This is a genomic window from Citrobacter sp. R-1.5.2, from assembly GCF_035064245.1.
Taxonomy (GTDB): Bacteria; Pseudomonadota; Gammaproteobacteria; order Enterobacterales; family Enterobacteriaceae; genus Citrobacter.
Window position 1 is genome coordinate 259,995 of record NZ_JASEYC010000003.1, and the last position, 24,208, is coordinate 284,202.

General features: G+C 53.5%; 20 protein-coding genes. 8 read left to right on the forward strand and 12 right to left on the reverse strand.

Features of this window, described 5'->3' with window-relative positions; all coding sequences use genetic code 11:
- Nucleotides 1-147 precede the first annotated feature (147 nt).
- Nucleotides 148-558, forward strand: coding sequence for a YbhQ family protein (locus QMN38_RS08190; RefSeq protein ID WP_048212208.1), 411 nt, complete (start codon nt 148-150; stop codon nt 556-558).
- Here the strand turns inward: QMN38_RS08190 and QMN38_RS08195 are convergent.
- Genes QMN38_RS08195 through cecR form a run of 5 tightly spaced genes read right to left on the reverse strand, consistent with a single transcriptional unit; the run spans nt 520 to nt 6,161 of the window.
- Nucleotides 520-1,626 (reverse strand): ABC transporter permease, encoded by a 1,107-nt coding sequence (locus QMN38_RS08195; RefSeq protein WP_271449721.1) that lies wholly within the window; start codon nt 1,624-1,626, stop codon nt 520-522. The genes QMN38_RS08190 and QMN38_RS08195 overlap by 39 nt on opposite strands.
- A 10-nt stretch (nt 1,627-1,636) precedes the next feature.
- Nucleotides 1,637-2,770, reverse strand: coding sequence for an ABC transporter permease (locus QMN38_RS08200; RefSeq protein WP_121584394.1), 1,134 nt, complete (start codon nt 2,768-2,770; stop codon nt 1,637-1,639).
- Nucleotides 2,763-4,499: an ATP-binding cassette domain-containing protein gene (locus QMN38_RS08205; RefSeq protein ID WP_271454215.1), complete on the reverse strand. Its 1,737-nt coding sequence runs from the start codon at nt 4,497-4,499 to the stop codon at nt 2,763-2,765. Before QMN38_RS08205 ends, QMN38_RS08200 begins: the two co-directional genes overlap by 8 nt.
- Nucleotides 4,492-5,487, reverse strand: a complete 996-nt coding sequence (hlyD, locus tag QMN38_RS08210) for a secretion protein HlyD (protein ID WP_323604817.1) — start codon at nt 5,485-5,487, stop codon at nt 4,492-4,494. The genes QMN38_RS08205 and hlyD overlap by 8 nt, the downstream gene beginning before the upstream one ends.
- Nucleotides 5,484-6,161, reverse strand: coding sequence for a transcriptional regulator CecR (gene cecR, locus QMN38_RS08215; protein ID WP_271441261.1), 678 nt, complete (start codon nt 6,159-6,161; stop codon nt 5,484-5,486). Before cecR ends, hlyD begins: the two co-directional genes overlap by 4 nt.
- Before the next feature lie 220 nt (nt 6,162-6,381).
- Between cecR and rhlE the strand changes: the two genes are divergently transcribed.
- Nucleotides 6,382-7,725 carry an ATP-dependent RNA helicase RhlE gene (gene rhlE, locus QMN38_RS08220; RefSeq protein WP_202039076.1) on the forward strand — a complete coding sequence of 448 codons (1,344 nt, stop codon included), beginning with the start codon at nt 6,382-6,384 and terminating at the stop codon, nt 7,723-7,725.
- A gap of 71 nt (nt 7,726-7,796) precedes the next feature.
- On the opposite strand, the gene QMN38_RS08225 is transcribed toward rhlE, so the two are convergent.
- Nucleotides 7,797-8,531: a GntR family transcriptional regulator gene (locus QMN38_RS08225; RefSeq protein ID WP_271441263.1), complete on the reverse strand. Its 735-nt coding sequence runs from the start codon at nt 8,529-8,531 to the stop codon at nt 7,797-7,799.
- 202 nt (nt 8,532-8,733) lie between these two features.
- On the opposite strand from QMN38_RS08225, the gene pcaB reads away from it, so the two are divergent.
- The 5 genes from pcaB to QMN38_RS08250 all read left to right on the forward strand — a co-directional run bounded on the left by pcaB (nt 8,734) and on the right by QMN38_RS08250 (nt 16,154).
- On the forward strand, nt 8,734-10,086 hold the full coding sequence (gene pcaB, locus QMN38_RS08230) for a 3-carboxy-cis,cis-muconate cycloisomerase (protein WP_271456477.1): 1,353 nt from the start codon (nt 8,734-8,736) through the stop codon (nt 10,084-10,086).
- Nucleotides 10,087-10,119: 33 nt separating this feature from the next.
- The gene (locus tag QMN38_RS08235; RefSeq protein ID WP_271449718.1) at nt 10,120-11,541 is read left to right on the forward strand and encodes a DASS family sodium-coupled anion symporter; all 1,422 of its coding nucleotides are present in this window, start codon (nt 10,120-10,122) and stop codon (nt 11,539-11,541) included.
- Between the two features lie 207 nt (nt 11,542-11,748).
- Complete coding sequence (gene dinG, locus QMN38_RS08240) at nt 11,749-13,899, forward strand: ATP-dependent DNA helicase DinG (RefSeq protein ID WP_323604818.1); 2,151 nt, start codon at nt 11,749-11,751, stop codon at nt 13,897-13,899.
- Nucleotides 13,900-13,928: 29 nt separating this feature from the next.
- Nucleotides 13,929-14,897: a DNA-binding protein YbiB gene (gene ybiB, locus QMN38_RS08245; RefSeq protein ID WP_323604819.1), complete on the forward strand. Its 969-nt coding sequence runs from the start codon at nt 13,929-13,931 to the stop codon at nt 14,895-14,897.
- Between the two features lie 171 nt (nt 14,898-15,068).
- Entirely contained in the window at nt 15,069-16,154 is a 1,086-nt protein-coding gene (locus QMN38_RS08250) for a malate/lactate/ureidoglycolate dehydrogenase (protein WP_271454221.1), read from the forward strand.
- Between the two features lie 96 nt (nt 16,155-16,250).
- Here the strand turns inward: QMN38_RS08250 and ybiJ are convergent, their stop codons facing one another.
- From ybiJ to mcbA, 5 genes are all read right to left on the reverse strand, one after another.
- Nucleotides 16,251-16,511: a DUF1471 family protein YbiJ gene (gene ybiJ, locus QMN38_RS08255; RefSeq protein WP_048212199.1), complete on the reverse strand. Its 261-nt coding sequence runs from the start codon at nt 16,509-16,511 to the stop codon at nt 16,251-16,253.
- A 301-nt stretch (nt 16,512-16,812) separates the two neighbouring features.
- Nucleotides 16,813-17,079 carry a DksA/TraR family C4-type zinc finger protein gene (locus QMN38_RS08260; protein ID WP_048212198.1) on the reverse strand — a complete coding sequence of 89 codons (267 nt, stop codon included), beginning with the start codon at nt 17,077-17,079 and terminating at the stop codon, nt 16,813-16,815.
- An 89-nt stretch (nt 17,080-17,168) separates the two neighbouring features.
- On the reverse strand, nt 17,169-17,846 hold the full coding sequence (ybiX, locus tag QMN38_RS08265) for a PKHD-type hydroxylase YbiX (protein WP_271449714.1): 678 nt from the start codon (nt 17,844-17,846) through the stop codon (nt 17,169-17,171).
- A gap of 43 nt (nt 17,847-17,889) precedes the next feature.
- Nucleotides 17,890-20,175, reverse strand: a complete 2,286-nt coding sequence (locus QMN38_RS08270; RefSeq protein ID WP_323604820.1) for a catecholate siderophore receptor Fiu — start codon at nt 20,173-20,175, stop codon at nt 17,890-17,892.
- Nucleotides 20,176-20,467: 292 nt separating this feature from the next.
- Complete coding sequence (gene mcbA / locus QMN38_RS08275) at nt 20,468-20,728, reverse strand: DUF1471 family periplasmic protein McbA (RefSeq protein ID WP_137384321.1); 261 nt, start codon at nt 20,726-20,728, stop codon at nt 20,468-20,470.
- Nucleotides 20,729-20,928: 200 nt separating this feature from the next.
- On the opposite strand from mcbA, the gene rlmF reads away from it, so the two are divergent.
- Nucleotides 20,929-21,855, forward strand: a complete 927-nt coding sequence (rlmF, locus tag QMN38_RS08280) for a 23S rRNA (adenine(1618)-N(6))-methyltransferase RlmF (RefSeq protein ID WP_202039068.1) — start codon at nt 20,929-20,931, stop codon at nt 21,853-21,855.
- Here the strand turns inward: rlmF and ybiO are convergent.
- Nucleotides 21,852-24,089, reverse strand: a complete 2,238-nt coding sequence (gene ybiO / locus QMN38_RS08285) for a mechanosensitive channel protein (protein ID WP_323604821.1) — start codon at nt 24,087-24,089, stop codon at nt 21,852-21,854. The genes rlmF and ybiO overlap by 4 nt on opposite strands.
- Nucleotides 24,090-24,208 lie beyond the last annotated feature (119 nt).

Below are 24,208 nucleotides of genomic sequence, written 5' to 3' on the forward strand. Positions count from 1 at the left end.
TCGGGATGCGGGGGTTTTGACCGTATCGCGAATTCTGTGGCGAAATAAATAGTGTAGTCGCCGTCACAAAAAGATGCGGTGTTGCGGAATTTTCCGTAAAGTCCGGTACTCTGAATAATTAGTTAAAAATCCTTCAGGAGAAAAGCCATGAGGTGGCAACAACGTGTTCGTGTCGCAACGGGTCTAAGTTGCTGGCAGATTGTGTTGCATTTACTGGTAGTGGCGTTGCTGGTAATGGGCTGGATGAGTGGCAAGTTGGTGCACGTCGGCCTGGGATTATGCGTCGTGTATGGCGTAACGGTTATCTTAATGCTGGCATTGCAACGTCACCATGAACAGCGCTGGCGTGATGTGGCTGACGTGCTGGAAGAGCTGACGACCACGTGGTATTTCGGTGCGGCAATGATCGTACTGTGGCTGCTGTCGCGTGTACTGCAAAACAACGTGTTACTGGCGCTGGCGGGGCTGGCGATCCTTGCCGGACCCGCAGTGGTCTCGCTGTTGGCGAAAGACAAAAAGTTACATCACTTTGCGTCTAAACATCGCATACGCCGCTGAGCCTGTTGTGGCCGCTATCACCAATAGCGGCCACAAACTTCCCCAGACAATCTTCAGACTCGCATCCTTCAGGTAAATCTGTTTTGTGATGTCCGTAAAGTGACGGATCGGGTTTATCCATGTCAGATTCTGCAACCATACCGGCATATTTTCGACCGGAGAGACATATCCGGACAGCAAAATCGCCGGCATCATAAAGACAAAGACGCCGATAAATGCCTGCTGCTGTGTCGCGCACAATGACGAAATCAGCAAGCCAAATCCCACCAGCGATAACCCGTAAATCACCATGGTGAAGTAGAACAAACCCAGTGAACCGGCAAACGGGATGTGATAGGCCCAGATGCCGATGGCCAGTACGATGGTGGCCTGAAAGGTGGCAACAATCAGTGCGGGCACCGCTTTACCGATGAAAATCTGCCAGGTCGTCAGCGGGGAAACCAGCAGCTGATCGAGCGTGCCCTGTTCGCGCTCGCGGGCGACCGACAGTGAGGTGACGATCATCACGCCGATGGTGGTGATCATGGCGATCAGCGACGGAACCACGAACCATTTGTAATCCAGATTAGGGTTATACCAGTTACGCACGACCAGCTCGCTGTTGTTCGGTTTCGGCTTGCCGTCCATCAGCTCCTGCTGATACGCCTTAACGATCTGCTGCAGATAATTCGCGGCAATCTGCGCGCTGTTGGAGTTGCGCCCATCGAGAATGAGCTGCATGGGCGCCTGCTGGAAAGTATCCAGATTACGCGAGAAGTCTGCCGGGAAGCGCACCAGCAACAGTGCTTTTTGCGTGTCGATGGTGGGTTGGATTTCCTGTGGGCTTTTTAGCAGCAGAATATGGGTAAAGGCGCTGGCACGGGCAAAACGCTGGGTTAATTCCACCGAATGTTTACCGTTATCTTCGTTATAGATAGCGATAGTGGCGTTAGTGACTTCCAGTGTTGCGGCGAACGGGAACAGAATGACCTGAATCAGTACCGGTAAAATCAGAATGGCCCGCGTCTGCGGCTCACGCAGCAGCGATTGCAGCTCTTTGCGAATTAATGTCCATAAGCGATGAAACATGCCAGTCCCCTTAATCCAGCCGACGTTTGGTTTTAAGCCACGTCAGGCCAATAAACATCACCGCCGAAGCGATTAAAAACAACACGTTGATAATCAGCACCACCGGAATATTTCCCGCCAGAAACAGGCTTTGCAACGTGCTGACGAAGTAGCGTGCGGGAATAATGTAAGTCACCGCGCGGATAATCGCCGGCATGCTGTCTATCTGGAAGATAAATCCCGACAACATAATTGAGGGCAGGAAGGCGGCGTTCAGCGCCACCTGTGCGGCGTTAAACTGATTGCGGGTGATGGTGGAAATCAGTAAACCCATACCGAGCGTGCTGAGCAGAAACAAGCTGGTAATGAAAAACAGGATCAGTAACGAACCGCGATACGGCACGCCCAGAATAAATACCGAAACCAACATACACAGCAGCATCGCCAGCATGCCAAGAAAGTAATAGGGGATAAGCTTACACAGCAGCAACTCCACGCGGGTCACTTCGGTTGACAGCAACGCTTCCATGGTTCCACGCTCCCACTCACGCGCTACCACAAGCGAAGTGAGGATTGCGCCAATGACCGTCATAATGATAGTGACCGCCCCGGGAATAATAAAATGCTGGCTGATGGCCGCCGGGTTAAACCAGTACCGGGTCTGCACATCGATCAGTGGCTCGAACGATTCACCGCGGTCTTCTGCCCGTTGCTTTTGCCAAATCTGCCAAATACCTTCGACATAACCCTGCACGAAGTTAGCCGTGTTTGGCTCACTGCCGTCGGTGATGACCTGAATGGGCGCTACGTCGTTGGGGCGCGCCATCTGTTGGGCAAAATCTACCGGGATCACCACCAGGCCGCGAATGCGTCCGGCCTGCATTTTCTCAATCAATTCCTGACGGTTATCGCTGATGGTGGCATCAATATAGGGCGAGCCGGTCATGGTATGGGTAAAGTCCAGCGCCTCTTTGCTTTGCTGTTCAAGCAAAATCCCCACCCGCAGCTTGCTGGAGTCGAGGTTGATCCCGTAGCCGAAGATAAACAGCAGCAGTAGCGGGATCACTACCGCAATTAGCCAGCTACTGGGATCGCGGACGATCTGGCGTGTTTCTTTCACGCACAATGCCCGCACGCGCCGCCAGGAGAGAGAGTGGCTACTCATGCGTATGCTCCTTATCCCAGTCATTGATAAGTGTAATAAACGCCTGCTCCATAGTCGGGTCCGGCGTGTCGCTATCGGCTGCTTGTGCTTTCAGGTCATCAGGTGTGCCGCTGGCAATCAGCTTGCCGCGATACACCAGCCCGATACGGTCACAGTATTCCGCCTCGTCCATAAAGTGGGTGGTGACCATCACCGTAACCCCTTTCTCTACCATGCTGTTGATATGCAGCCAGAACTCCCGACGGGTGAGGGGATCGACCCCGGAAGTGGGTTCGTCAAGGAACAGGATATCGGGTTCATGCATCAGCGAGCAGGCCAGTGCCAGGCGCTGCTTAAAGCCCAGCGGCAGATCGTCGGTGGCGTGAGACGCGATGCTTTTCAGGCCGAATGCCTCGCTCATACTCCCAATTTTGTCTTTCTGCGCACGGCCGCGCAGACCGTAGACGCCAGAGAAAAAGCGCAGGTTCTGCTCAACCGTCAGGTTGCCGTACAGGGAGAATTTTTGCGCCATATAACCCAGATGCTGGCGCGCTTTGCCGGAGCTGACTTTCAGATCCATATCCAGCACCAGCGCTTTGCCGGAGGTGGGGACCAACAGACCGCACATCATTTTAAAGGTGGTGGATTTACCGGCACCGTTCGGCCCAAGCAGGCCAAAAATCTCACCACGTTGTACGGCAAAATCCACATGATCGGTGGCCGCAAAATCACCAAATTTCTTGGTCAGTGCTTTGGCTTCGATCACCGTTTCACCAGGCGTTCCTTCCACCGTATGCAGGATCGCGCCCAGTGGGGATTCCGACGTACCAGCCCCCCCCAGTAAATCAATGAAGGCATCCTCGAAGCGGGGAGTCGTTTCGCTGATGTTAATCTCCGGCATCCCGTCGGCCCGACGAATATCGTCCGCAGTGGCTGCTTTTTTCAGGATCAAACGTACCGATTTCCCCTGAATCATCCCGTCGCTGACCTGCGGTAGTTTTAATGCCCGCTGCAGCAACCGACGGTTGTTTTCCTGCGGACTGCTCATCAGGAAACTGCGGCCCGCCATGGTTTGCGTCAGTTGCGTCGGTTCTCCCTGATACAACAGTTCGCCTTCGTTCATCAGCAGCACATCGCGGCACTGCTCTGCTTCATCCAGATACGAGGTACTCCAGAGGATCAGCATGCCGTCCCCGGCCAGTTCGTGCACCATTTGCCACAGTTCACGACGGGAGATGGGATCGACGCCGACACCCGGCTCATCAAGCAACAATACTTTGGGCTCGCCGACCAGCGTACAGGCCAGCCCCAGCTTCTGTTTCATCCCACCGGAAAGTTTGCCAGCCAGACGCCCGGTAAATGGCCCCAACGAGGTAAATTCCAGCAGGCGGGCAAACGTTTTTTCTCGCGCTTCGCCGGTGACACTGCGCAAATCGGCATAGAGATTGAGGTTCTCCATGACGGTTAAATCTTCATACAGGCCAAATTTCTGTGGCATATAACCGAGTACCGCATGCAGCGCACTGTCGTCCTTGATGGGGTCGAAGCCGATCACTGTGGCGCTGCCGTCATCAGGTTTTAGCAGACCCGCAAGCATCCGCATTAGCGTGGTTTTCCCGGCACCATCAGGCCCGACAAGCCCAGTAACGTAGCCTGCATGAATGGTGCAGTCGAGTGGGGCGACTGCCGGTTTTTCCATCCCGGCAAAGCGTTTCGTCAGACCATTCAGCGTAATGACGGCGTCATTCATGCCGCGCCTCGGTACCGAATTTTACCGTCACCGGCATTCCCTGGCGTAGCGCGTCGTCTGCGTCGGTCACGACAATACGCAGACGGTAAACCAGGTCAGTACGCAGGTCCGGGGTTTCCACCGTTTTCGGGGTAAATTCTGCAGTAGGTGACACGAAGCCAATTTTACCGTGATACGGTTTGTCCGGCCGACCGTCGGTGTAGAGCAAAATTTCACGTCCCGGCTGCGCCTGGCTCAGATTACGCTCGTCAACATAGGCGCGCACCCAGACCGGGCGGGTGAGCGACAGCGTCAGTACCGTACCGCCTGCGCTTAGCATACTGCCGGGTTCGACCGCACGGGTAAGCAGCGTACCGTCAGACGGCGAGGCCAGCGTGGTGTCATGCAAATTAAGCTCAGCCTGTGCCAGCTCAGCCTGAGCCTGTTCGAGCGTGGCTTTTGCCTGCGCAATATCCTGCACACGGTTGCCGCTGCGATATTGCGTGAGTTTATCTTGCGCGGATTTTAACGATGCCAGCGCCTGGTCACGCGATGAACGGGCATTTTCCAGATCGTTGGCGGAGATGGTGCGACTTTTCCACAATCCTACCTGGCGATTATAAAAATTCTGCGCGTAATCATAAGCCGCCTGCGCCTGTTTTACCGCCGCGGCAGTTTGCGCGATTTCTTCTTCCCGATAACCTGCCAGCATCAGGTCGTACTGTGCCTGGGCGGCGGCAACATTGGCTTTCGCCTGCATCAGCGCGTTCTCATACGGAGCGTGATCCAGTTCACCCAGCACCTGGCCTGCGGTAATGGCATCGCCTTCGTCAACCGCCAGCGAGGCCAGTCGACCACCGACGCGAAAACTCAGGTTGACGCTACGGATGTCGACGTTGCCGTACAGCGTCAGGCCGTTATCTTGCTGACTTTGATACCACCACGTTCCACCGGCAATCACGGCAACGAGGGCCGCGATAACCAGCCCAAGAACGACAGGTTTTTTCATGACTCCAGACTCCTTTGCGTTAAACCTTGCAGAATAAGATCGATATGACAGGTGACCGTTTGGTAAATCAGCGCGGTTTTATCCTCATCAAATTGTGACCAGCCCGTACGTAACAGAATCGTTTCTTTACCCAGGCGAAAGGCCAGCACTTCGCCAAGTATGGCGTGGGTGTGCAGGATCATTTGGGTATCATGGGCATCGCAGCCAGTATAGGCGGCGATCAGGCGTGTCAGGTGGGTATGCAGTGGATCGATAACCTGGTCATGCACCAGTTGATACGCGGCGGTAGGGGAAAGCTGCTCGCGTGAAATAAATTTGCTCAGGTTAACCGTGTCGTCCTGGGTTAACAGCATGATCATATTTTTGCAGGCGCGCAGGATAAGTTCGCGCATCGCGGCCCGGTCTGGCTTTGGCTGAGAAAACAGTCGCTCTGCTTCCTCCGCGTGAGGGCGAAACTGCGAGCCGATAAAATCAGCAATCCACTGAGCACAGGCGAGATATAAATCCTCTTTTGAGCCAAAATAGTAGGTGATGGCCGCAATGTTTTGTCCGGCCTGAGCCGCAATATCACGCGTAGTGGCGTGCAGGCCGTACTCGCCAAATTGCGCCAGTGCGGCGGCAATGAGCTGATTTTTCGCCTGTTCACCTTTGGTTGTCATGGTGGGTGTATTCATTGCGCGACTCTGAACTTAATCAATCGATTGATTAAGATTATGACTCATACGTCACCTTGTCCAGTCTGTCGACGTATTTTCCGTGGGCGGGAAATTTATGCGGTATATCACAAAAACTGCTACACTCCGCCCCTTCATGACATTGTGGTTTTTGTCATCTCTATTATATGTATCTCCCTGAAAACGACACCGGTAACGGTCAGGGTGGTTCGGAGTTGTTATGTCTTTTGATTCCCTTGGTTTAAACCCTGATATTTTACGTGCCGTTGCCGAGCAGGGTTACCGTGAACCTACCCCTATTCAGCAGCAGGCGATCCCTGCCGTGCTGGAAGGTCGCGATCTGATGGCCAGCGCCCAGACCGGCACGGGTAAAACGGCAGGTTTTACCCTGCCACTGTTACAACATCTCATTACCCATCAGCCGCATGGCAAAAGCCGTCGTCCGGTACGTGCGCTGATCCTCACGCCAACCCGCGAACTGGCGGCTCAGATTGGCGAAAACGTGCGTGATTACAGTAAGTATCTGAATATTCGCTCGCTGGTGGTTTTTGGCGGCGTCAGCATTAACCCGCAGATGATGAAACTGCGCGGTGGTGTGGATGTACTGATTGCAACGCCGGGGCGCTTGCTCGATCTGGAACACCAAAATGCGGTGAAGCTGGATCAGGTTGAGATCCTGGTGCTGGATGAAGCCGACCGCATGCTGGATATGGGTTTTATCCATGATATTCGTCGCGTACTGGCTAAACTGCCGGCAAAACGTCAGAACCTGCTGTTCTCGGCTACGTTCTCTGACGACATTAAATCGCTGGCCGAAAAGCTGCTGCACAACCCGCTGGAAATTGAAGTGGCGCGTCGTAATACCGCGTCAGAGCAGGTGACTCAGCATGTGCATTTCGTTGATAAAAAACGTAAACGTGAACTGCTGTCGCAGATGATTGGTCAGGGTAACTGGCAGCAGGTGCTGGTATTTACCCGTACTAAACACGGCGCGAACCATCTGGCAGAACAGCTGAACAAAGACGGTATTCGTAGTGCGGCGATCCACGGCAATAAATCTCAGGGTGCGCGTACGCGTGCGCTGGCTGATTTTAAATCCGGGGATATTCGCGTGCTGGTGGCGACCGACATTGCGGCACGCGGGCTGGATATCGAAGAGTTGCCGCATGTTGTGAACTACGAGTTGCCAAACGTACCGGAAGATTACGTGCACCGTATTGGCCGTACCGGCCGTGCAGCGGCAACCGGTGAAGCGTTGTCGCTGGTGTGCGTTGATGAACACAAGTTGCTGCGCGATATCGAGAAACTGCTGAAAAAAGAGATCCCGCGTATTGCGATCCCGGGCTATGAGCCAGACCCGTCAATCAAAGCTGAGCCGATCCAGAACGGACGTCAGCAGCGTGGCGGCGGTGGTCGTGGTCAGGGTGGTGCGGGTCGTGGGCAGCAGCCGCGTCGTCAGGATGGCGGTGCGCCAAAAGCGAAACCGCGTAGCAGCGAAGGCAAACCGGCGGGCGATAAGCCTCGTCCACCACGTCGTCCGCGCAAACCTTCGTCTGCACAGTAAGTTACGTTACCGGATGGCAGCGTAAACATGTTATCCGGCCTGCCTGTCGCGTAGGTCGGATACACAATGCATCATTCCCCAGAACTTTGCGATTTCAGCACGATTGAGCAGGTATAGCGTCCTGCCGGATGAATCGAAATCGTCGTTTCAAATACCTTTCCTTCCCTGTCCAGATAGCGACGCACAATTCTCATCGCCGGAGAATCAGGTGCGACGTTAAGGATTTTTGCTATTTTCCTGGGCACGCCGACGGCCGTGATCGTCTGGTGAACTTCATGGCTTTTAATGCCGTAATGCGTTTCGATCAGATCGCTAATTAACGAGTGCGGGTCGTCGCGGATGTACGTGCGCAGCTTGGCGTAATCCGTACTGGCGTAACTGTCGGTCCAGCAGATTGGCGCATCCGGGTTCTGCGCATCTTCACGCGTACTGGCAATGTGCAGCCAGCGGGAGCCTGGCGGGCAGCCAATCATCTGGGAAAGCTCAATATCCGCCACAATCTCGTCGATTTTCTTAATCACGCGCAGGTTGTTTTTTGCCAGCAGTAACAGATCTTCCAGATGCGATAGCGGGTGATTAACACCGTTTGCCTGTGGTTCGCAAACGCGTGTTCCTGCACCTTTACGCCGTGAAATCAGCCCCTGTTCTGTTAATTCCCTCAACGCCTCCCTTATGGTGTGTCGGCTGACCTGCCACGTTTCACACAGCTCCATTTCTGTGGGAAACAGCGAGCCGGGAGCAAAGGTACCCACCGAAATTTGCTGTGCCAGTTCACGTGCTATTCGCTTGTACAGAGATTCTTTCATCGCGGTTTCATCAAAAAATTAATGATCTTCATCACAAAAATATGTACGGACTATTCCATACATTTCTCATGAATACTATAAATGTCCGTACATTTGAATGTACGGACATTTGAATATGTCTGGACATTGAAGCGGTCTTTGTTCATCCAACAAACGACCCGAAACACGCATCTTATCATTATCAGATTTTCCAGGGGGATTTATGGCTTCGAATGTACTTGATTCTGTTCTGTTCAGGGATTCTTTCGGCACACCGGCGATGCGCGCGGTGTTTGACGATCGCGAGCTGGTACGCAAATACGTGGAAGTGGAAGTGGCCTTAGCCAAAGCCCAGGCACGCTGCGGTGTGATACCCGAGGCTGCGGCGCAGGAAATTGCCGAGAAATGTAATGCCGATACGCTGGATTTCGATTTGCTGCGCCATGAAACCGAGATTGTGGGTTATCCCATCCTGCCGTTGGTACACCAGATTTCGAAACAAGCCGGGGAATCTGGTGGTTATGTGCACTGGGGCGCAACCACGCAGGACATCATGGACACCGCGGTCGTTCTGCAAATTCGTGATGCGTTTGCGTTAATTGAAACCGATATGGATAAACTTCGTGCGACGCTCGCTGACCTCGCGCGCCGTTACCGCGATACGCCAATGGCGGGAAGAACCCATCTGCAGCAAGCGCTGCCAGTGACCTTTGGTTATAAAGTCGCTATTTGGCTGGATATGTTCGAACGTCACGCTGAACGTCTTGCCCAGGCGCGTCCGCGTGTGCTGGTTGGCGAGTTTGCGGGTGCGGCCGGTACGCTGGCATCGCTGGGGGATAAAGGGCTGGCGGTACAAAAAGCCATGATGGAAGAGTTAGGGCTCAATGTACCGACCTCCACCTGGCACGTTGCACGTGATGGTTTTGCAGAAGCCGTAAACCTGCTGGCGGTGATGACCGGTTCGCTGGGCAAAATTGCGTATGACGTGATGCTGATGGCATCAAACGAGTTTGGTGAGCTGTATGAACCGTTTGTCAAAGGCCGCGGAGCCAGCAGTACTATGCCGCAGAAACGTAACCCTATTTCCAGCGAGTTGATGCTGGCCTGTGCGAAAGGCGTACGTCAGCAAGCGGGACTGATGCTGGATGCGATGGTGCAGGATTTGGAGCGGGCGACCGGGCCGTGGCATGCGGAATGGATTGCTATCCCGGAAAGTTTCGTCCTCAGCGCCGGGGCGTTGCATCAGGCCAACTTTATGCTAGCGGGGCTGGTGGTTGATGAAGCGGCGATGAAACGTAACCTCGGCATGACCAACGGACTGATTGTGGCTGAAGCGGTCATGATGGGACTGGCACCGTATATCGGTCGTCAGGATGCGCATGATGTCGTGTATGACGCCTGCCGTATCGTCAATGAACACGGGGGGCGACTGGCGGATGTGCTGAATGCGATGCCATCCGTCTCTGAACGACTGGATCCGCAGTTGATTGAAGAACTGACCGACCCGGCGAATTACCTGGGAATGGCTCCTGCAATGGTCGATCAGGTGCTGGCCAAATATCTGTCGCAGAAATGATGGTTCTCGGGTTAACGGAATAAGGATATTTTTATGTCAACGAATTCTGTCGCGGGAAAATCCATTCTGTCGTTCCTGATACCGCTGGTCATTGGGGGGATCATTTGGTTTTATCCCGTACCTGATGGTCTGACGCCTCAGGCCTGGCATATGTTTGCCATTTTTGCCGCGACCATTGCCGCTATTCTTACCCAACCGCTCCCTTCGGGGGCGGTAATGTTGATTGCGCTTTGCGTGGTCATTTTTACCAAAACCTTGCCAGAGGCAAAAGCGCTTTCCGGGTTTGCTTCTGGCACGGTATGGCTTATCTTCTGCGCCTATGTCCTTTCTCTGGGGTTTGTTACCTCAGGGCTTGGGAAACGTATCGCGTACAAAATGCTGTCGCTTTTTGGCGGCAGCAGCCTGGGTATCGCTTACTCGCTGGGGGTGTCCGATCTGATTATGGCCCCGGCAATGCCGTCGGTTACTGCCCGCTCCGGGGGGATTATTTTTCCCATCACCCGTTCAATCAATGACGTACTGGGCTCGGCGCCTGGAGTAACCGGCAAGCGCATCGGTGATTTCTTAACCATGGTGTGCTTTCAGTTTACACCGATAACCGGAGCGATATTCCTGACCGGGATGGCGGCGAATCCGCTGGTGGCCAGTCTGGCAAAATCCTCGTTAGGCGTTGAGATAACCTGGGGGGGATGGTTTATTTCCGCGGTGGTTCCGGCGATGGTCTGTTTCTGCCTGATGCCGCTTCTGGTCTATAAATTGCTGGACCCTGAGCTTAAGCGTACGCCAGAAGCAAAAGCGATGGGCAAGCAGGCGCTGGGTGAACTCGGTGCGATGAGCAGCAACGAGAAAAAGGTCGCCTTTGGTTTTGTGCTGGCGTTGGTTGGTTGGGGCACCAGCTTGATCACGGGATTATCAGCGACCTCTGTCGGGCTGGGGCTGGCCGCGTATCTGTTCGCCTCTGGCGCAGTCAGTTGGAAAAGCCTGCTCAATGATCACGCGGCCTGGGATACGGTGATTTGGTTTAGCGTCATTATTAGCCTCGCGACCGGACTTGCCGATCTGGGCTTTATTAAATGGATGACGATAAAACTGGGCAGCGGTATTCAGGGGTTTGGCGCGATAGAATCCTTTATCATGCTGGGGATTCTTTATATTTACGTTCATTATCTCTTTGCCACGGCGACCGGGCATGTCGCTGCACTGTATGCCCCTTTTGCGGCAACGGCGATCGCAGCAGGCGCGCCGCCGATGATGGTTGCTATCTGCTTTGGTATCTTCAGTAACCTGATGTGGGGTAATACGGAGTACGGTGGTGGGCCAGGCCCGATCTATTTTGCCCAAGGGTATTTTGAACGTCCGCGCTTTTACAAAATCAACCTCTGCGTGGTGACGGCGAATGTGATTATCATTTTTGCCGTGGGCATGCTGTGGTGGAAGTTGTTGGGGTACTATTAACCGACATCCTTATTCGGCCTGCAATGTCCCTCACTGTAGGCCGAATAAGACGCGAACCCGGATGTAGACCGGATAAGGTGTGTAAGCCGCCATCCGGCAGTTTAGGCCGGTGCTGCGAGCCGCTTTCCAGAATGGGGGAAAAAGGTACATTGAGCGTCTGAAATGTGCCACAATGGTGGCTGTTTATACAGTATTTCAGGTTTTCTCATGGCATTAACCGCGGCGCTAAAAGCGCAAATAGCCGCCTGGTACAAGGCGCTTCAGGAACAGATCCCCGACTTTATTCCCCGTGCACCGCAGCGACAGATGATTGCCGATGTCGCGAAAACGTTGGCAGGGGAAGAGGGGCGGCATCTGGCGATTGAAGCACCGACCGGTGTAGGGAAAACGTTATCTTACCTGATCCCCGGTATCGCCATTGCGCGTGAAGAACAGAAAACGTTGGTGGTCAGTACCGCTAACGTAGCGCTGCAGGATCAGATCTACAGCAAAGACCTGCCGTTGCTGCGGAAAATCATCCCCGATCTGCGTTTTACCGCTGCTTTTGGTCGTGGTCGTTATGTCTGCCCGCGCAATTTAGCCGCACTGGCGAGTACCGAACCCAATCAACAGGATCTGCTGGCTTTTCTCGACGATGATCTGACACCCAATAATCAGGAAGAACAAAAGCGCTGCGCCAGGCTGAAAGGCGATCTCGACAGCTATAAATGGGACGGGTTGCGCGATCACACTGATATCGCTATTGACGACGGACTCTGGCAGCGTTTGAGCACCGATAAAGCGAGCTGCCTGAACCGTAACTGCCACTACTATCGTGAATGTCCTTTTTTTGTCGCCCGCCGCGAGATTCAGGAAGCCGAAGTCGTGGTGGCGAACCACGCGTTGGTGATGGCGGCCATGGAAAGCGAAGCCGTACTGCCAGAGCCGAAAAACCTGCTGTTAGTTCTTGATGAAGGCCATCATTTGCCGGATGTCGCCCGCGATGCGCTGGAGATGAGTGCGGAAATCAGCGCCCCCTGGTATCGACTTCAACTGGACCTGTTCTGCAAATTAGTGGCGACCTGCATGGAGCAGTTCCGCCCGAAAACCACGCCGCCGCTGGCGAACGCCGAGCGGTTGAATGGTCACTGTGAAGAGCTATATGAACTGATCGCTTCACTTAATAATATCCTCAATCTCTATATGCCCGCCACGCAGGAAGCGGAACACCGCTTTGCAATGGGAGAACTGCCTGGTGAAGTGATGGAAATCTGCCAGCGACTGGCGAAACTGACGGAAATGCTGCGTGGCCTGGCAGAACTGTTCCTCAACGATCTCAGTGAAAAAACCGGTACCCACGATATCGTGCGTCTGCATCGGGTTATTTTGCAGATGAACCGGGCATTGGGCATGTTTGAGGCGCAAAGCAAATTGTGGCGTCTGGCGTCGCTGGCGCAGTCGTCAGGCGCGCCGGTGAGTAAATGGGCGACGCGCGAGGTGCGCGATGGGCAGATCCATGTCTGGTTCCATTGTGTCGGGATCCGCGTGAGCGATCAGCTCGAACGACTGCTGTGGCGTAGCGTACCGCATATTATTGTGACCTCTGCCACGCTCCGTTCTCTCAATAGCTTCTCGCGTCTGCAGGAGATGAGCGGTCTGAAAGAAAAAGCGGGAGACCGCTTTGTCGCGCTGGATTCACCGTTTAACCATGTCGAGCAAGGCAAAATCGTCATTCCAAAGATGCGTTACGAACCGTTGATGGAGAACGAAGAGCAGCATATTGCGGAAATGGCGGCCTATTTCCGCGAGCAACTGGAAAGTAAAAAGCATCAGGGCATGCTGGTGCTTTTTGCCAGCGGGCGGGCGATGCAGCGTTTTCTTGAGCATGTTACCGATCTGCGCTTGCTGCTGCTGGTACAGGGTGACCAGCCGCGCTATCGTCTGGTGGAGTTACACCGAAAGCGGGTAGAAAACGGCGAACGCAGCGTACTGGTCGGACTGCAATCTTTTGCCGAAGGTCTGGATTTGAAAGGTGAATTGCTGACCCAGGTACATATCCACAAAATCGCGTTTCCGCCCATCGACAGCCCGGTAGTGATCACCGAGGGCGAATGGTTGAAAAGCCTGAACCGCTACCCTTTTGAGGTGCAAAGCTTACCGGCAGCGTCGTTCAATTTGATCCAGCAAGTTGGGCGACTCATTCGTAGCCATGGCTGCTGGGGTGAAGTCGTGATCTACGATAAGCGGTTGTTGACCAAAAACTATGGCAAGCGTTTACTGAATGCGTTACCCATTTTTCCGATAGAGCAACCTGCTGTGCCAGACGTTATAGTAAAACCAAAAGAAAAAGCGAAACCCACGCGCCGCCGTCGGCGTTAACGATGCGAGCAACAGGAAAGGAGTTATCGATGGATTACCGCAAAATCATCAAAGAGATTGGGCGAGGTAAAAATCACGCGCGTGACCTGGACCAGGATACTGCTCGCGGACTGTATACCCATATGTTGAATGGCGATGTCCCTGACCTTGAGATGGGCGGCGTGCTGATTGCGCTGCGTATTAAAGGCGAGGGAGAAGCGGAGATGCTGGGCTTTTATGAAGCGATGCAAAACCATACCATTCGCCTGACGCCGCCTGTTGCCAAACCCATGCCTATTGTGATCCCCAGTTACAATGGCGCGCGAAAGCAAGCCAATCTGACACCGCTGCTGGCTATTTTACTGCATAAACTGGGATTCCCGGTGCTGGTACACGGCGTCAGCGAAGATCCAACCCGCGTGCTGACAGAAACCATTTTTGAACTGATGGGGATCATGCCCACGCTGCATGCCGGCCAGGCACAGGCAAAACTGGATGGCCATGAACCGGTGTTTATTCCGGTGCGCGCGCTGTGTCCGCCGCTGGAGACGCAACTGGCGATGCGCTGGAGAATGGGCGTTCGCAACAGTGCACATACGCTGGCGAAGCTGGCCACACCGTTTGCAGAAGATGCCGCGCTGCGTCTTGCCAGTGTTTCTCATCCCGAATATGTCTCGCGAGTGGCGAAATTTTTCGGCGACATCGGCGGCCGTGGTCTGCTGATGCATGGAACGGAAGGCGAAGTGTATGCCAACCCGCAACGTTGCCCGCAGATTAGCCTGATAGACCCGACGGGAGTGCGTGTGCTACAGGACCGCCAGAGTGAGATGCCTGACGAGCCAGTCCCACTGCCGGTAGCAAAAGATCCGGAAACGACCGCCCGCTGGATAGAACGCTGTCTGGCCGGAAGCGAGCCGATACCGGCCTCATTGAAAATTCAGATGGCTTGCTGTCTGGTGGCCACCGGGGAATCCGCCACGCTGGCAGACGGGCTTGCTCGCGTCGATCATAGCTTCTGACCCTTTCGTCATCCCGACGGGCCTGTCATCTGGCCCGTCAGTCGTTCCTGTCCTGTACCCTCTGCAACGTGAAATTTCTGCACGTTTATTGACCTCCTGGCTACCGTAGCGCAGCATAGTTTGTTGAAAAATAAGAAACACAACAAACACGCAACACAACAGGAGATTACAATGAACAGTGGACATCGCTTTCACGCGCCAACGCTGCATGCGTTTATTCAGGCCGTTTTCCGCCAGATGGGGAGCGACGAGCAGGAAGCGCAGTTGGTGGCCGATCATCTGATTGCCTCAAACCTCGCCGGCCATGATTCACACGGTATTGGGATGATCCCAAGCTACATTCGCTCATTCACGCAGGGGCATTTGCAGATCAATCGTCATGCGAAAGTGGTGAAAGAGGCGGGGGCAGTGGTTACGCTGGATGGGGATTGCGCATTTGGTCAGGTAGCCGCGCATGAAGCTATCGCGCTGGGGATTGAGAAAGCACAGCAGTACGGAATTGCTGCGGTAGCACTGCATAATTCTCACCATATTGGACGCATTGGCTACTGGGCGGAGCAGTGTGCGGAGGCGGGCTTTGTCTCTATACACTTTGTGAATGTGGTGGGGATTCCGATGGTTGCGCCGTTCCATGGTCGTGATAGCCGTTTTGGCACCAACCCTTTCTGCGTTGTGTTTCCACGTAAAAATGATTTCCCGTTGCTGTTGGACTACGCGACCAGCGCCATTGCTTTCGGTAAAACGCGCGTGGCGTGGCACAAAGGTGAGCCGGTTGCGCCGGGCTGTCTGATTGATGCCCTGGGGGCTCCTACCACCGATCCTGCTGTTATGCAGGAATCACCATTGGGCTCGCTGCTCACCTTCGCTCAGCATAAAGGCTATGCGCTGGCGGCAATGTGTGAAATCCTGGGCGGTGCGCTCTCTGGCGGTAAAACGACCCACGAAGCCAGTTTGCAGAACAGTGCAGATGCCATTATTAACTGCATGACCACGATCATCATTAACCCAACACTCTTCGGTGCCCCGGACTGTGACAATCAGGTTTCGGCATTTGCTGAATGGGTCAAAGCGTCGCCGCATGCTGAGGATGCGCCCATCCTGTTACCGGGCGAGTGGGAAGTGAATACCCGTGAAGAGCGGCTGGCGCAGGGTATCCCGCTTGATGCCGGAAGCTGGCAAGCGATATGTGAGGCGGCACGGCAAATCGGTATGCCGGATGCGGTATTGCAGGCGTTTCGCCAACGGCTTGAGCGTTAGATAAAAAAAAGCCCGTCCAGTGGCGGACGGGCAAACAAGGGTAACAAACAGGGTCAATGAGGGTTGGAGCATTGGGTCGTACAGGAATTCTGTTGGTTATTTGTAGATAACCGCGGTGCCGCTCATTTTGTCGTTGCCGACAGCGGAGGTGATGCTGTAACCACTTGCACCAGCAGCAGCTGCTTTTTCAGCCAGTTTTGCTTCCAGGCCGTCCAGCGTGGTGGCGCCATCAGCAGATACCACACCCATTTTATTCATGCTTTGTGCCTGAGTGGAGGTGACCGGCTCAGCAGCGAAAACACCAAATGACAGGGTAGACAGGGCGATAGCAGCAACAGCAAATTTAATGTTTTTCATGATTTTTCTCTCGCAGGTTTATTCGGTTAGTCGATGTTCTGTTCAGTAGACGTTGTTCTGTCGATGTGAGAAGTATCACGTTTTTTTCGGTGAGAGAAAATCGAATAGAATTGACGACATCAATCAAAAAAATTGAATGACAAATAACTTATTGAATATTAATAAATTCAGAAGAGGGATTTACAGTTCTTGTCATTGCGCTTTACAGAGAAAGTGACAACGGCACATTTTGCTACACCGTGAGTGAAAAAGCGTGCTCGTAAAGGAAATCGTATGCGCTGAAACTTTTGGTAAAGATGAGTCAACGTAGCTGGCTGTCTTTCGAACCTCTGCGATTATATCCTGAAAATGCAGAGTTATGTGAATCTTTGTCCTGTTGGCAGGAGATGCACAAACGCACGCCAGGTACCGCTTCACGGCGCGCCTGCGGGATAGGATTGCCACATTCTTCACATTCATGCAGACTTTCTCCCGTGGGTAACTCGCCACGGGCACGGGCAACAGCATCTTCAATCGTATTGTTGATCTGTTCGTTCACGGCGTCGTCATTTGCCCAGCCGGATGCCATGTGTGCCTCCTGTCATTCGTTTTATAGAATTCGTTTATAGAATAATTATAGCGAATGAGATGGGGGAAAAACGAGCGCCTACAGGCGTATCAGATTTCGGACCACTCGCGCAGCAGGTTATGGTAAAGATTAAGCAACGACAGGATCTCTGCACTTTCTCCGTGGCGCGCTTTCAGTGATTGAATGTTCTTATCCAGTTCAAACAGCATGGCGCGTTTTTTGTCATCACGGATCATCGACTGGACCCACATAAACGATGCCACACGGGTTCCACGGGTAACCGGCGTGACGCAGTGCAGACTGCTGGAGGGGTAAAGTACCAGATCGCCAGCCGGAAGCTTCACCGTATGTTGCCCGTAAGTATCATTTACCCGGAGCTCCCCACCGTCATAGCTGTCGGGATGGCTTAAAAACAAGGTCGCGGAAAGGTCAGTTCGCATCCAGCCGTTTTCCGGGTGACTACGCACCGCGCCATCAACGTGAAAACCGTAGGTTTCGTTGTTCTGATAACGATTGAACAGCGGTGTAGAGAGGGTTTTCGGCAGTGCGGCAGCGAAAAACAACGCGCTGTTGTTCACGGCGTTCTGCACCGCTTGTTGCAATGCCATATAGCGCTCGCTTCGCGTGTCAACCTGCTGGTTATTTTTAACCTGTGCTCCCTGAGCGCCCGTTGTGACACGGCCATCAACCCAGTCTATGGTTTCCAGTTGTTCGCGAAACCAGACTACATCCTGCGCCGACAGGACGCCGGGAATGTGGTACATCATCAGAGTTTCTCCTGAAAGTGGGGCTTGCGCCCCACGCGATGGATTAGAAATGCATATTCGCGGTGAGCAGGAAGGTTCTTGGCTCGCCCGGATGGTAACGGTATCCACTTTTGTTAATGGAGGATACGTATTGGGTGTCAAACAGGTTGTAGACGTTCAACTGGAAATCGAGATTGCGGTTTACGCGATAGCCTAACTTGGCATCCGCCACCCAGTAGCCTTCGGTATAGGATGGCGTCCCAACGGCGCCGTCCGAACCGCGATGCATGCTGCCCACGTAACGAGCACCGGCACCAACGGAAACATCATCAGTAGCCTGATACTGACTCCAGAGTGTGAAGGCATGTTCCGGCGTATACGGCAGGGAAGACGAACCATCCTGCGCGACGTCTTGACCGCTATGCACCGTGGCGCGCTGTTGGGTATAACCGCCAATCACCTGCCATGCCGGGGTAATATTTCCTGCCACGGAGAGCTCGTAGCCTTCAACACGTTTTTCGCCATACTGGGAGTATGTCCCGTCATCGTTCTGTTCAACTTCGTTCTCGATATCCGTGCGGAAAACGGCGGCGGTCAACAGCAGGCGTTTATCCAGTACCTCCCATTTCGTCCCGATTTCGCTGGTCTTTGCCTTTTGCGGTTTAAAGTCGGTACGGTTGGCGCTGTTACCGGTCCCACTTTGAGCAAGGGCAAAATTACTGCCACCCGGCGGTTGCTGGGAAACCGCATAGTTGATGTAAACGTTGCCGTTCTCGGTCAAATGGTACAGTGCACCTGCTTTCCAGTTCACCAGATTACCGGATTTCGCGGTGTTGACGGTGGTGACCGGAGAACCTTTGGCAGCGCCTGTTGGGCACGCGACGGCACCGCGACCAGAAGCGCCGCACGCGGTTGCACTGTCATACTGGGTACGGTAGTTATCCAGACGAATACCACCGTTCAGTTCAATATCACGCGTAATTTGCAGAGTATCGAAGGCGTAAATACCGAAGGTATCGGTCTGTCCGTTGGCGTTAGCGCCATTACGGGATAATCCGCCAATGTTTACGTTGCTGTTCGGTGAGTAAATATTGACCGGTGGCGGTGTGAGTGGCGCTACGCCATAGTTGGTCTGTGTTTCACGGGTCAACTCCACGCCGGTACTGATGTCATGTCCGACAGCACCGGTATAAAATTTTGACGTCAGGTTGGTCTGGTTGGTGAGGATTTTGTTGCTGACATCTTTGGTATTCGCCACCCGTGACCAGCTCCAGGTATCGACGTTGCGGGTTGGCTGCGTGATGTTTGATGCGCCGCCCATGACTGCGGTCATCAGATAATCCTGTTTAATGCGCGACCAGCGCGTGGTGTTGCGAAGGGTCGTGCTGTCACTCAGGTCATGCTCGAAACGCATTGTCGCGGTATCGGTCGTCGAGTCGTCGTAATCGGAGTCGGTACCATAGAAATTATGCGTATCTACTTTTCCTGAATGGTTCAGGGCCGATGTTCCAGCAGACGGCGCTGAGTAGCCAGGCAGACCAATAGTCGGAATTCCTCCGTCCGGTGTGTTGTGCTGGGTGACGTGTAGATAGTTCAGATACAGTCGGTTTTCGGTGCCTAAACCAAAGGCAATAGAGGGGGCCACGCCGTAGCGTTCATTTTTAATATTATCGCGTCCGGCATCATGCGTTTTCTCACCCATCAGGTTTAAGCGTGCCGCGGTGGTGTCACCGATGACCTGATTGATATCCAGCGTTCCCCGGCGTAACCAGGCGCTACCGACGCTGGCTGAGGCGTCAATACCTGAATCGGTGCGCGGCTGCTTGCTGATCATATTGATGGAGCCTGTGGGGGCACTGCGACCATAGTCGGTGCCGGAAGGCCCTTTAATCACTTCAACCTGTTCCGTATTGAAGGTGTCACGCGTGACGCTACCAATATCACGAATACCGTCGATATAAATGCTGTTTGAGGTGTCAGCTCCTCGCATATACACCGCATCGCCGGTGGTGGAGTTACCATTTTCACCCGCAAAAAATGCACCAACACCCGGCACGTTTTTCAACGCATCAGTAAGATTGGTTGCTCCCTGATCCTTAATAACCTGCTCAGAAATCACCGTCATGGTGCGAGTGGTGTCAGCCACCGGACGAGAGAACTTCGGGTCGGCAGAGTGCGTTGGGGCATACAGCGAGGGCTTAGCTGCTTCAACGACCAGCGTATCTTCCTGCTTTGTCTCTTGTGAGCCTGCGGCGACGGCCTGGGCTACAGGAGACAGGCCAATACACAGGCCGGCAAAGAAGGTGAGCGAATGAAAACTACAAGACGGCAGATTGCGATTTTTATCCATGTTGATGAATGACTTATTATTTTTGAGTAGAAGGTTTCACTCAAACGAAGGGACATCTCTGTGGACGTTATACCCTGCAGGTCTCGCCTGAATGAAATGCGTAATTGATAATAATTTTGATAAGCATTATCAATAAGTGCGACGTTTTAGCATTCATTACTTCAAAAATAAATACATTTATTTACATTGAATTCAAAATTCCAACATGGCGGTTACAATTCAGGCGGAAGCTTTCAGGAAGAAGAGAACAGCAAACTGCATTCAGGGTGAATGCAGTTGAGCTGAGGGAGAGTTACTTATAGATAGTTGCTGTACCGTACATTTGATTTTTACCGCCAGCGGAATTAACCACAAAGCCTTTCGCGCCTTGCTCTTTCGCTTTTTCTGCCAGCTTACCTTCGAGGTCATCCAGGCTTGATGCTCCGCTCACGGAAATCGTACCGGAGGCTTGTAGTGGACCGGTGGCAGGACTGGTATTGGGCTGTGCAGCAAAAGTCGCAAATGTCATGCCGGTAAGTACGGTAGCGGCAAGGAATGTGAGGCATTTCTTCATGATGATATCCTCTGAGAAACAACAGATCGTGCCTGATAAGTTTAGGTCGTCATTGCAGGGTATTTGCCGCAAAAAATCGACCAACAACAGGCTGTTTTTTGAACGATGCAATTCGCATAAAAAATGAAATTTCCCTGCTGTGTATGTTTACCCCGTGGCGTTATGCGGGTATCTTACGCCGCTGTTAAAAGGAGAATGCTATGCCCCCCCAGAAACCGGGATTACATCCACGCAACCGCCACAATGGCCGTTATGATCTTGCGACGTTATGCCAGGTTACTCCTGAGCTGACGCAATTTCTCATCCTCACGCCAGGCGGCGAGCAGAGTGTTGATTTCGCGAATCCGCAGGCAGTGAAGGCGCTCAATAAAGCACTGCTGGCGCATTATTATGCGGTGGCAAACTGGGATATCCCGGAAGGTTTCCTGTGCCCGCCGGTTCCGGGTCGTGCGGACTACATTCACCATCTGGCCGACCTGTTGGGTGAAACCACCGGAACCATCCCTGCAAATGCCAGCGTGCTGGATGTTGGGGTGGGGGCGAACTGCATTTATCCACTGATCGGCGTGCATGAATACGGCTGGCGTTTTACCGGCAGCGAAACCAGTAGCGAAGCGTTTAGCAGCGCTCAGGCAATTATCAATGGCAACCCTGGCTTAACCCGGGCGATTCGTCTGCGTCGTCAGAAAGATGCTTCGGCTATCTTCAACGGCATTATTCACAAGAATGAGCAGTACGAAGCCACGTTGTGTAATCCGCCATTCCATGATTCTGCTGCCTCTGCCCGTGCCGGAAGCGAGCGCAAACGCCGCAATCTGGGGCAAGACAAAGATGATGCGCTGAACTTTGGCGGCCAGCAGCAGGAACTGTGGTGCGAAGGGGGTGAAGTGGCGTTCATCAAGAAAATGATCGCAGAAAGCCAGGCCTTTGGTCGTCAGGTGATGTGGTTCACCACTCTGGTATCGCGGGGTGAGAATCTGCCTCCGTTGTACCATGCGTTAACCGATGCTGGCGCGGTGAAAGTGGTTAAAAAAGAGATGGCCCAGGGGCAAAAGCAGAGTCGCTTTATAGCCTGGACCTTTATGGATAACGATCAGCGTCGTCGTTTTATGGCGCGTCAACGCTAAATCGTGGGCTCGCTCGGCGGCAGCGGTTCTGCTGCCGTTGATTGTGGGCCTGACACCGGTGCAGGCAGTACCTGATAGGTCTGTACCGGGGCGCGCACGTTGGCCTGATCGAAGTGTTTTTTCACCTGGCTGTCGAGCGCAAAACGCACCGTCCACTGCTTTAGCGGCAGGGTGGTAAACGAGACCCGTAAGGTGAATGCCGTATTGGTCAAACCCACAATCCCGGCGAATGACGGCTCGCCAATGATAAGCCCACGAATATCATCCTTTTCCATCACCGCAGCGACCGCATCCTTCAGCGCCTGATTGGCTTTATCCGCATCTTCATGACGGTCGACGTCGTAATTCGCAACGACCGATCCGATCCCCCGCACGAAGTTGGCGAAGGTCGTTATCGAGGACCACGGGATGATGTGGTATGCCCCTGTGTCCTGGCGTACGCCAACAGAGCGGATCGACATGCGTTCGACCGTGCCGGTTAACGGGCCGATAGTGACCAGATCGCCGGTATTCATGCCGTTTTCAAACTGGATAAATATCCCAGTAATAATATCCTTCACCAGTGTCTGTGATCCGAAAGAGATCGCCAGCCCCAGCGCGCCGGCCCCGGCCAGTAATGGGGCGATATTGACGCCAATCTCTGACAATACAATCATGATCGTGATGGTACTGATGATCACTGCCAGCGCGTTGCGAAATAGCGTCAACAGCGTACGAGTCCGCGCACTGGGCAGCGGACGACCGTGAATATCTGAAGCCAGGCGGTTTTCAATCAGGCTGGCAAGGATCGTCCAGCCGATAGCAGAGAAGAAGAGAATCAGTGCGATGCGGATCAGAATATCGACCGTTTTTTCGCCCGCGCCGTAATGCAGCCAGTTCCAGAAGTCGAACAGTCCCCAGGCGTTGAGTAGCAACATAACGGCGACACACACAGTCAGGATCCTGGCCACGCTTAACGCCGTTGACAGCCAGCCATTTAGTCGCTTCTGTAATTCCGGATAGCTGCGCTGCGTGTGCGGCGACAAGGTAATGGTTTTGGCAATCCAGCGGGATAGCATGCCGGATACAAAGGCGGCGATCCCGATGATCACCAGGCTGCGTAACGTTGCGCCCATCATGAATTTCAGGCTATTGCCCGGATCAAAGAGTGAGAAAAAGAACAACACAATGAAATAGGCGCTGGCCAGCCAATGCCAGACCAGCGCAAAAGCACGGATAAACAGGCTAAAGAAAGCTAAAGAGCGTGCGGCAAGATTCTGTAAGTGCTGGGTAATCTCATTCTTGTTTCTGAAAATCAGGTACAGCGCCCACAGCGTGATGCACAGCATGATGATGACGTTAGCCATTGCGCCGACCTGTACGTTGACCTGATTCGAGATAATGGGGACCGCCACAATAAGCCCGTAACCAATCAGACTGCTTAATGAACTCAGACGCCGGTTCCAGTAGCGTGCGCCTGCATCCTGAATGTTAAATGGTCGCAGCTCTGTCACCGCCGGGCAAAAAATCAGGCGCAAAATGGCCTTAAAAAATTCAATCAGTGCAAAGGCATTGAGAAACAAGCTTTGCTGGAATGCAATCGTGCGGCTACCGGCATTCATTCGGTCGCTCAATATCTGCCCGACAAACAGGGTGAGCGCCAGCAGCAGTAAATCGACAATGAACGCGCCAACGATCATGGCGGGAAGCTGTAACCAGTTACTGCGCTCGCGGTTTTTCCGTCGCGCCCACTGCCCCATTTTGCGATACAGCGGCAGTGCGCAAAGCCGTATCAGCCAGTAAAAGCCAAAAACAGATACCGCCAGCATAAGGAAATGGGTCAGGGCATTCGAGAATGTTTGCGGATTAAAGGTTTTGTGGGGAGCGTCAGTAATGTTGCGATACAGCTGGGCAAAACGGCTTGAGAGAGCCTCGCCATAATGACGGCTGATATCCGTGACATTCTCCAGCACCGTTTTTTCTTCCGTTAACGTTGGCGGGACAATGGTGGGCACCGGTTCGGGAGGTGGCGTGGCCGCCACTTTGCGCAATTGACCGATCAGCTCCTGGCGTGAACTCTCATTTTCCAGCACATCCGCCAGTGCGCCATAGGCCGCCTTTTTTTGTTCGATATCGGGTTCTGTCGTGGGGCCAGTTTGCGGGCTGGTTGAGGCCGGGGAGGGAACGCCGGGTATCGTTACCGCGTGAGTCGGCATGCTCAGAAGACAAAAGAAGATGAACAGGAACCAGCGCATCACTCCTCCCATGAGAAAATAAATTCAAAAGGATAAGTATAGATGTCAGGGCGGGAGAGGATTGAAATGAGAGGATTCTGGTGAAAAACCTCCCTTCCGGCTGAAGGGAGGTATCAGGC

Coding starts and splice junctions, on each gene's coding strand:
- ybiJ (WP_048212199.1), bottom strand. CDS start 16,511: ATGAAAAACATTAAATTTGCTGTTGCTGCTATCGCCCTGTCTACCCTG.
- ybiO (WP_323604821.1), bottom strand. CDS start 24,089: ATGCGCTGGTTCCTGTTCATCTTCTTTTGTCTTCTGAGCATGCCGACT.
- hlyD (WP_323604817.1), bottom strand. CDS start 5,487: ATGAAAAAACCTGTCGTTCTTGGGCTGGTTATCGCGGCCCTCGTTGCC.
- QMN38_RS08270 (WP_323604820.1), bottom strand. CDS start 20,175: ATGGATAAAAATCGCAATCTGCCGTCTTGTAGTTTTCATTCGCTCACC.
- ybiB (WP_323604819.1), top strand. CDS start 13,929: ATGGATTACCGCAAAATCATCAAAGAGATTGGGCGAGGTAAAAATCAC.
- QMN38_RS08250 (WP_271454221.1), top strand. CDS start 15,069: ATGAACAGTGGACATCGCTTTCACGCGCCAACGCTGCATGCGTTTATT.
- pcaB (WP_271456477.1), top strand. CDS start 8,734: ATGGCTTCGAATGTACTTGATTCTGTTCTGTTCAGGGATTCTTTCGGC.
- ybiX (WP_271449714.1), bottom strand. CDS start 17,846: ATGATGTACCACATTCCCGGCGTCCTGTCGGCGCAGGATGTAGTCTGG.
- QMN38_RS08200 (WP_121584394.1), bottom strand. CDS start 2,770: ATGAGTAGCCACTCTCTCTCCTGGCGGCGCGTGCGGGCATTGTGCGTG.
- QMN38_RS08205 (WP_271454215.1), bottom strand. CDS start 4,499: ATGAATGACGCCGTCATTACGCTGAATGGTCTGACGAAACGCTTTGCC.
- QMN38_RS08235 (WP_271449718.1), top strand. CDS start 10,120: ATGTCAACGAATTCTGTCGCGGGAAAATCCATTCTGTCGTTCCTGATA.
- dinG (WP_323604818.1), top strand. CDS start 11,749: ATGGCATTAACCGCGGCGCTAAAAGCGCAAATAGCCGCCTGGTACAAG.
- QMN38_RS08190 (WP_048212208.1), top strand. CDS start 148: ATGAGGTGGCAACAACGTGTTCGTGTCGCAACGGGTCTAAGTTGCTGG.
- QMN38_RS08195 (WP_271449721.1), bottom strand. CDS start 1,626: ATGTTTCATCGCTTATGGACATTAATTCGCAAAGAGCTGCAATCGCTG.
- mcbA (WP_137384321.1), bottom strand. CDS start 20,728: ATGAAGAAATGCCTCACATTCCTTGCCGCTACCGTACTTACCGGCATG.
- QMN38_RS08225 (WP_271441263.1), bottom strand. CDS start 8,531: ATGAAAGAATCTCTGTACAAGCGAATAGCACGTGAACTGGCACAGCAA.
- cecR (WP_271441261.1), bottom strand. CDS start 6,161: ATGAATACACCCACCATGACAACCAAAGGTGAACAGGCGAAAAATCAG.
- rlmF (WP_202039068.1), top strand. CDS start 20,929: ATGCCCCCCCAGAAACCGGGATTACATCCACGCAACCGCCACAATGGC.
- QMN38_RS08260 (WP_048212198.1), bottom strand. CDS start 17,079: ATGGCATCCGGCTGGGCAAATGACGACGCCGTGAACGAACAGATCAAC.
- rhlE (WP_202039076.1), top strand. CDS start 6,382: ATGTCTTTTGATTCCCTTGGTTTAAACCCTGATATTTTACGTGCCGTT.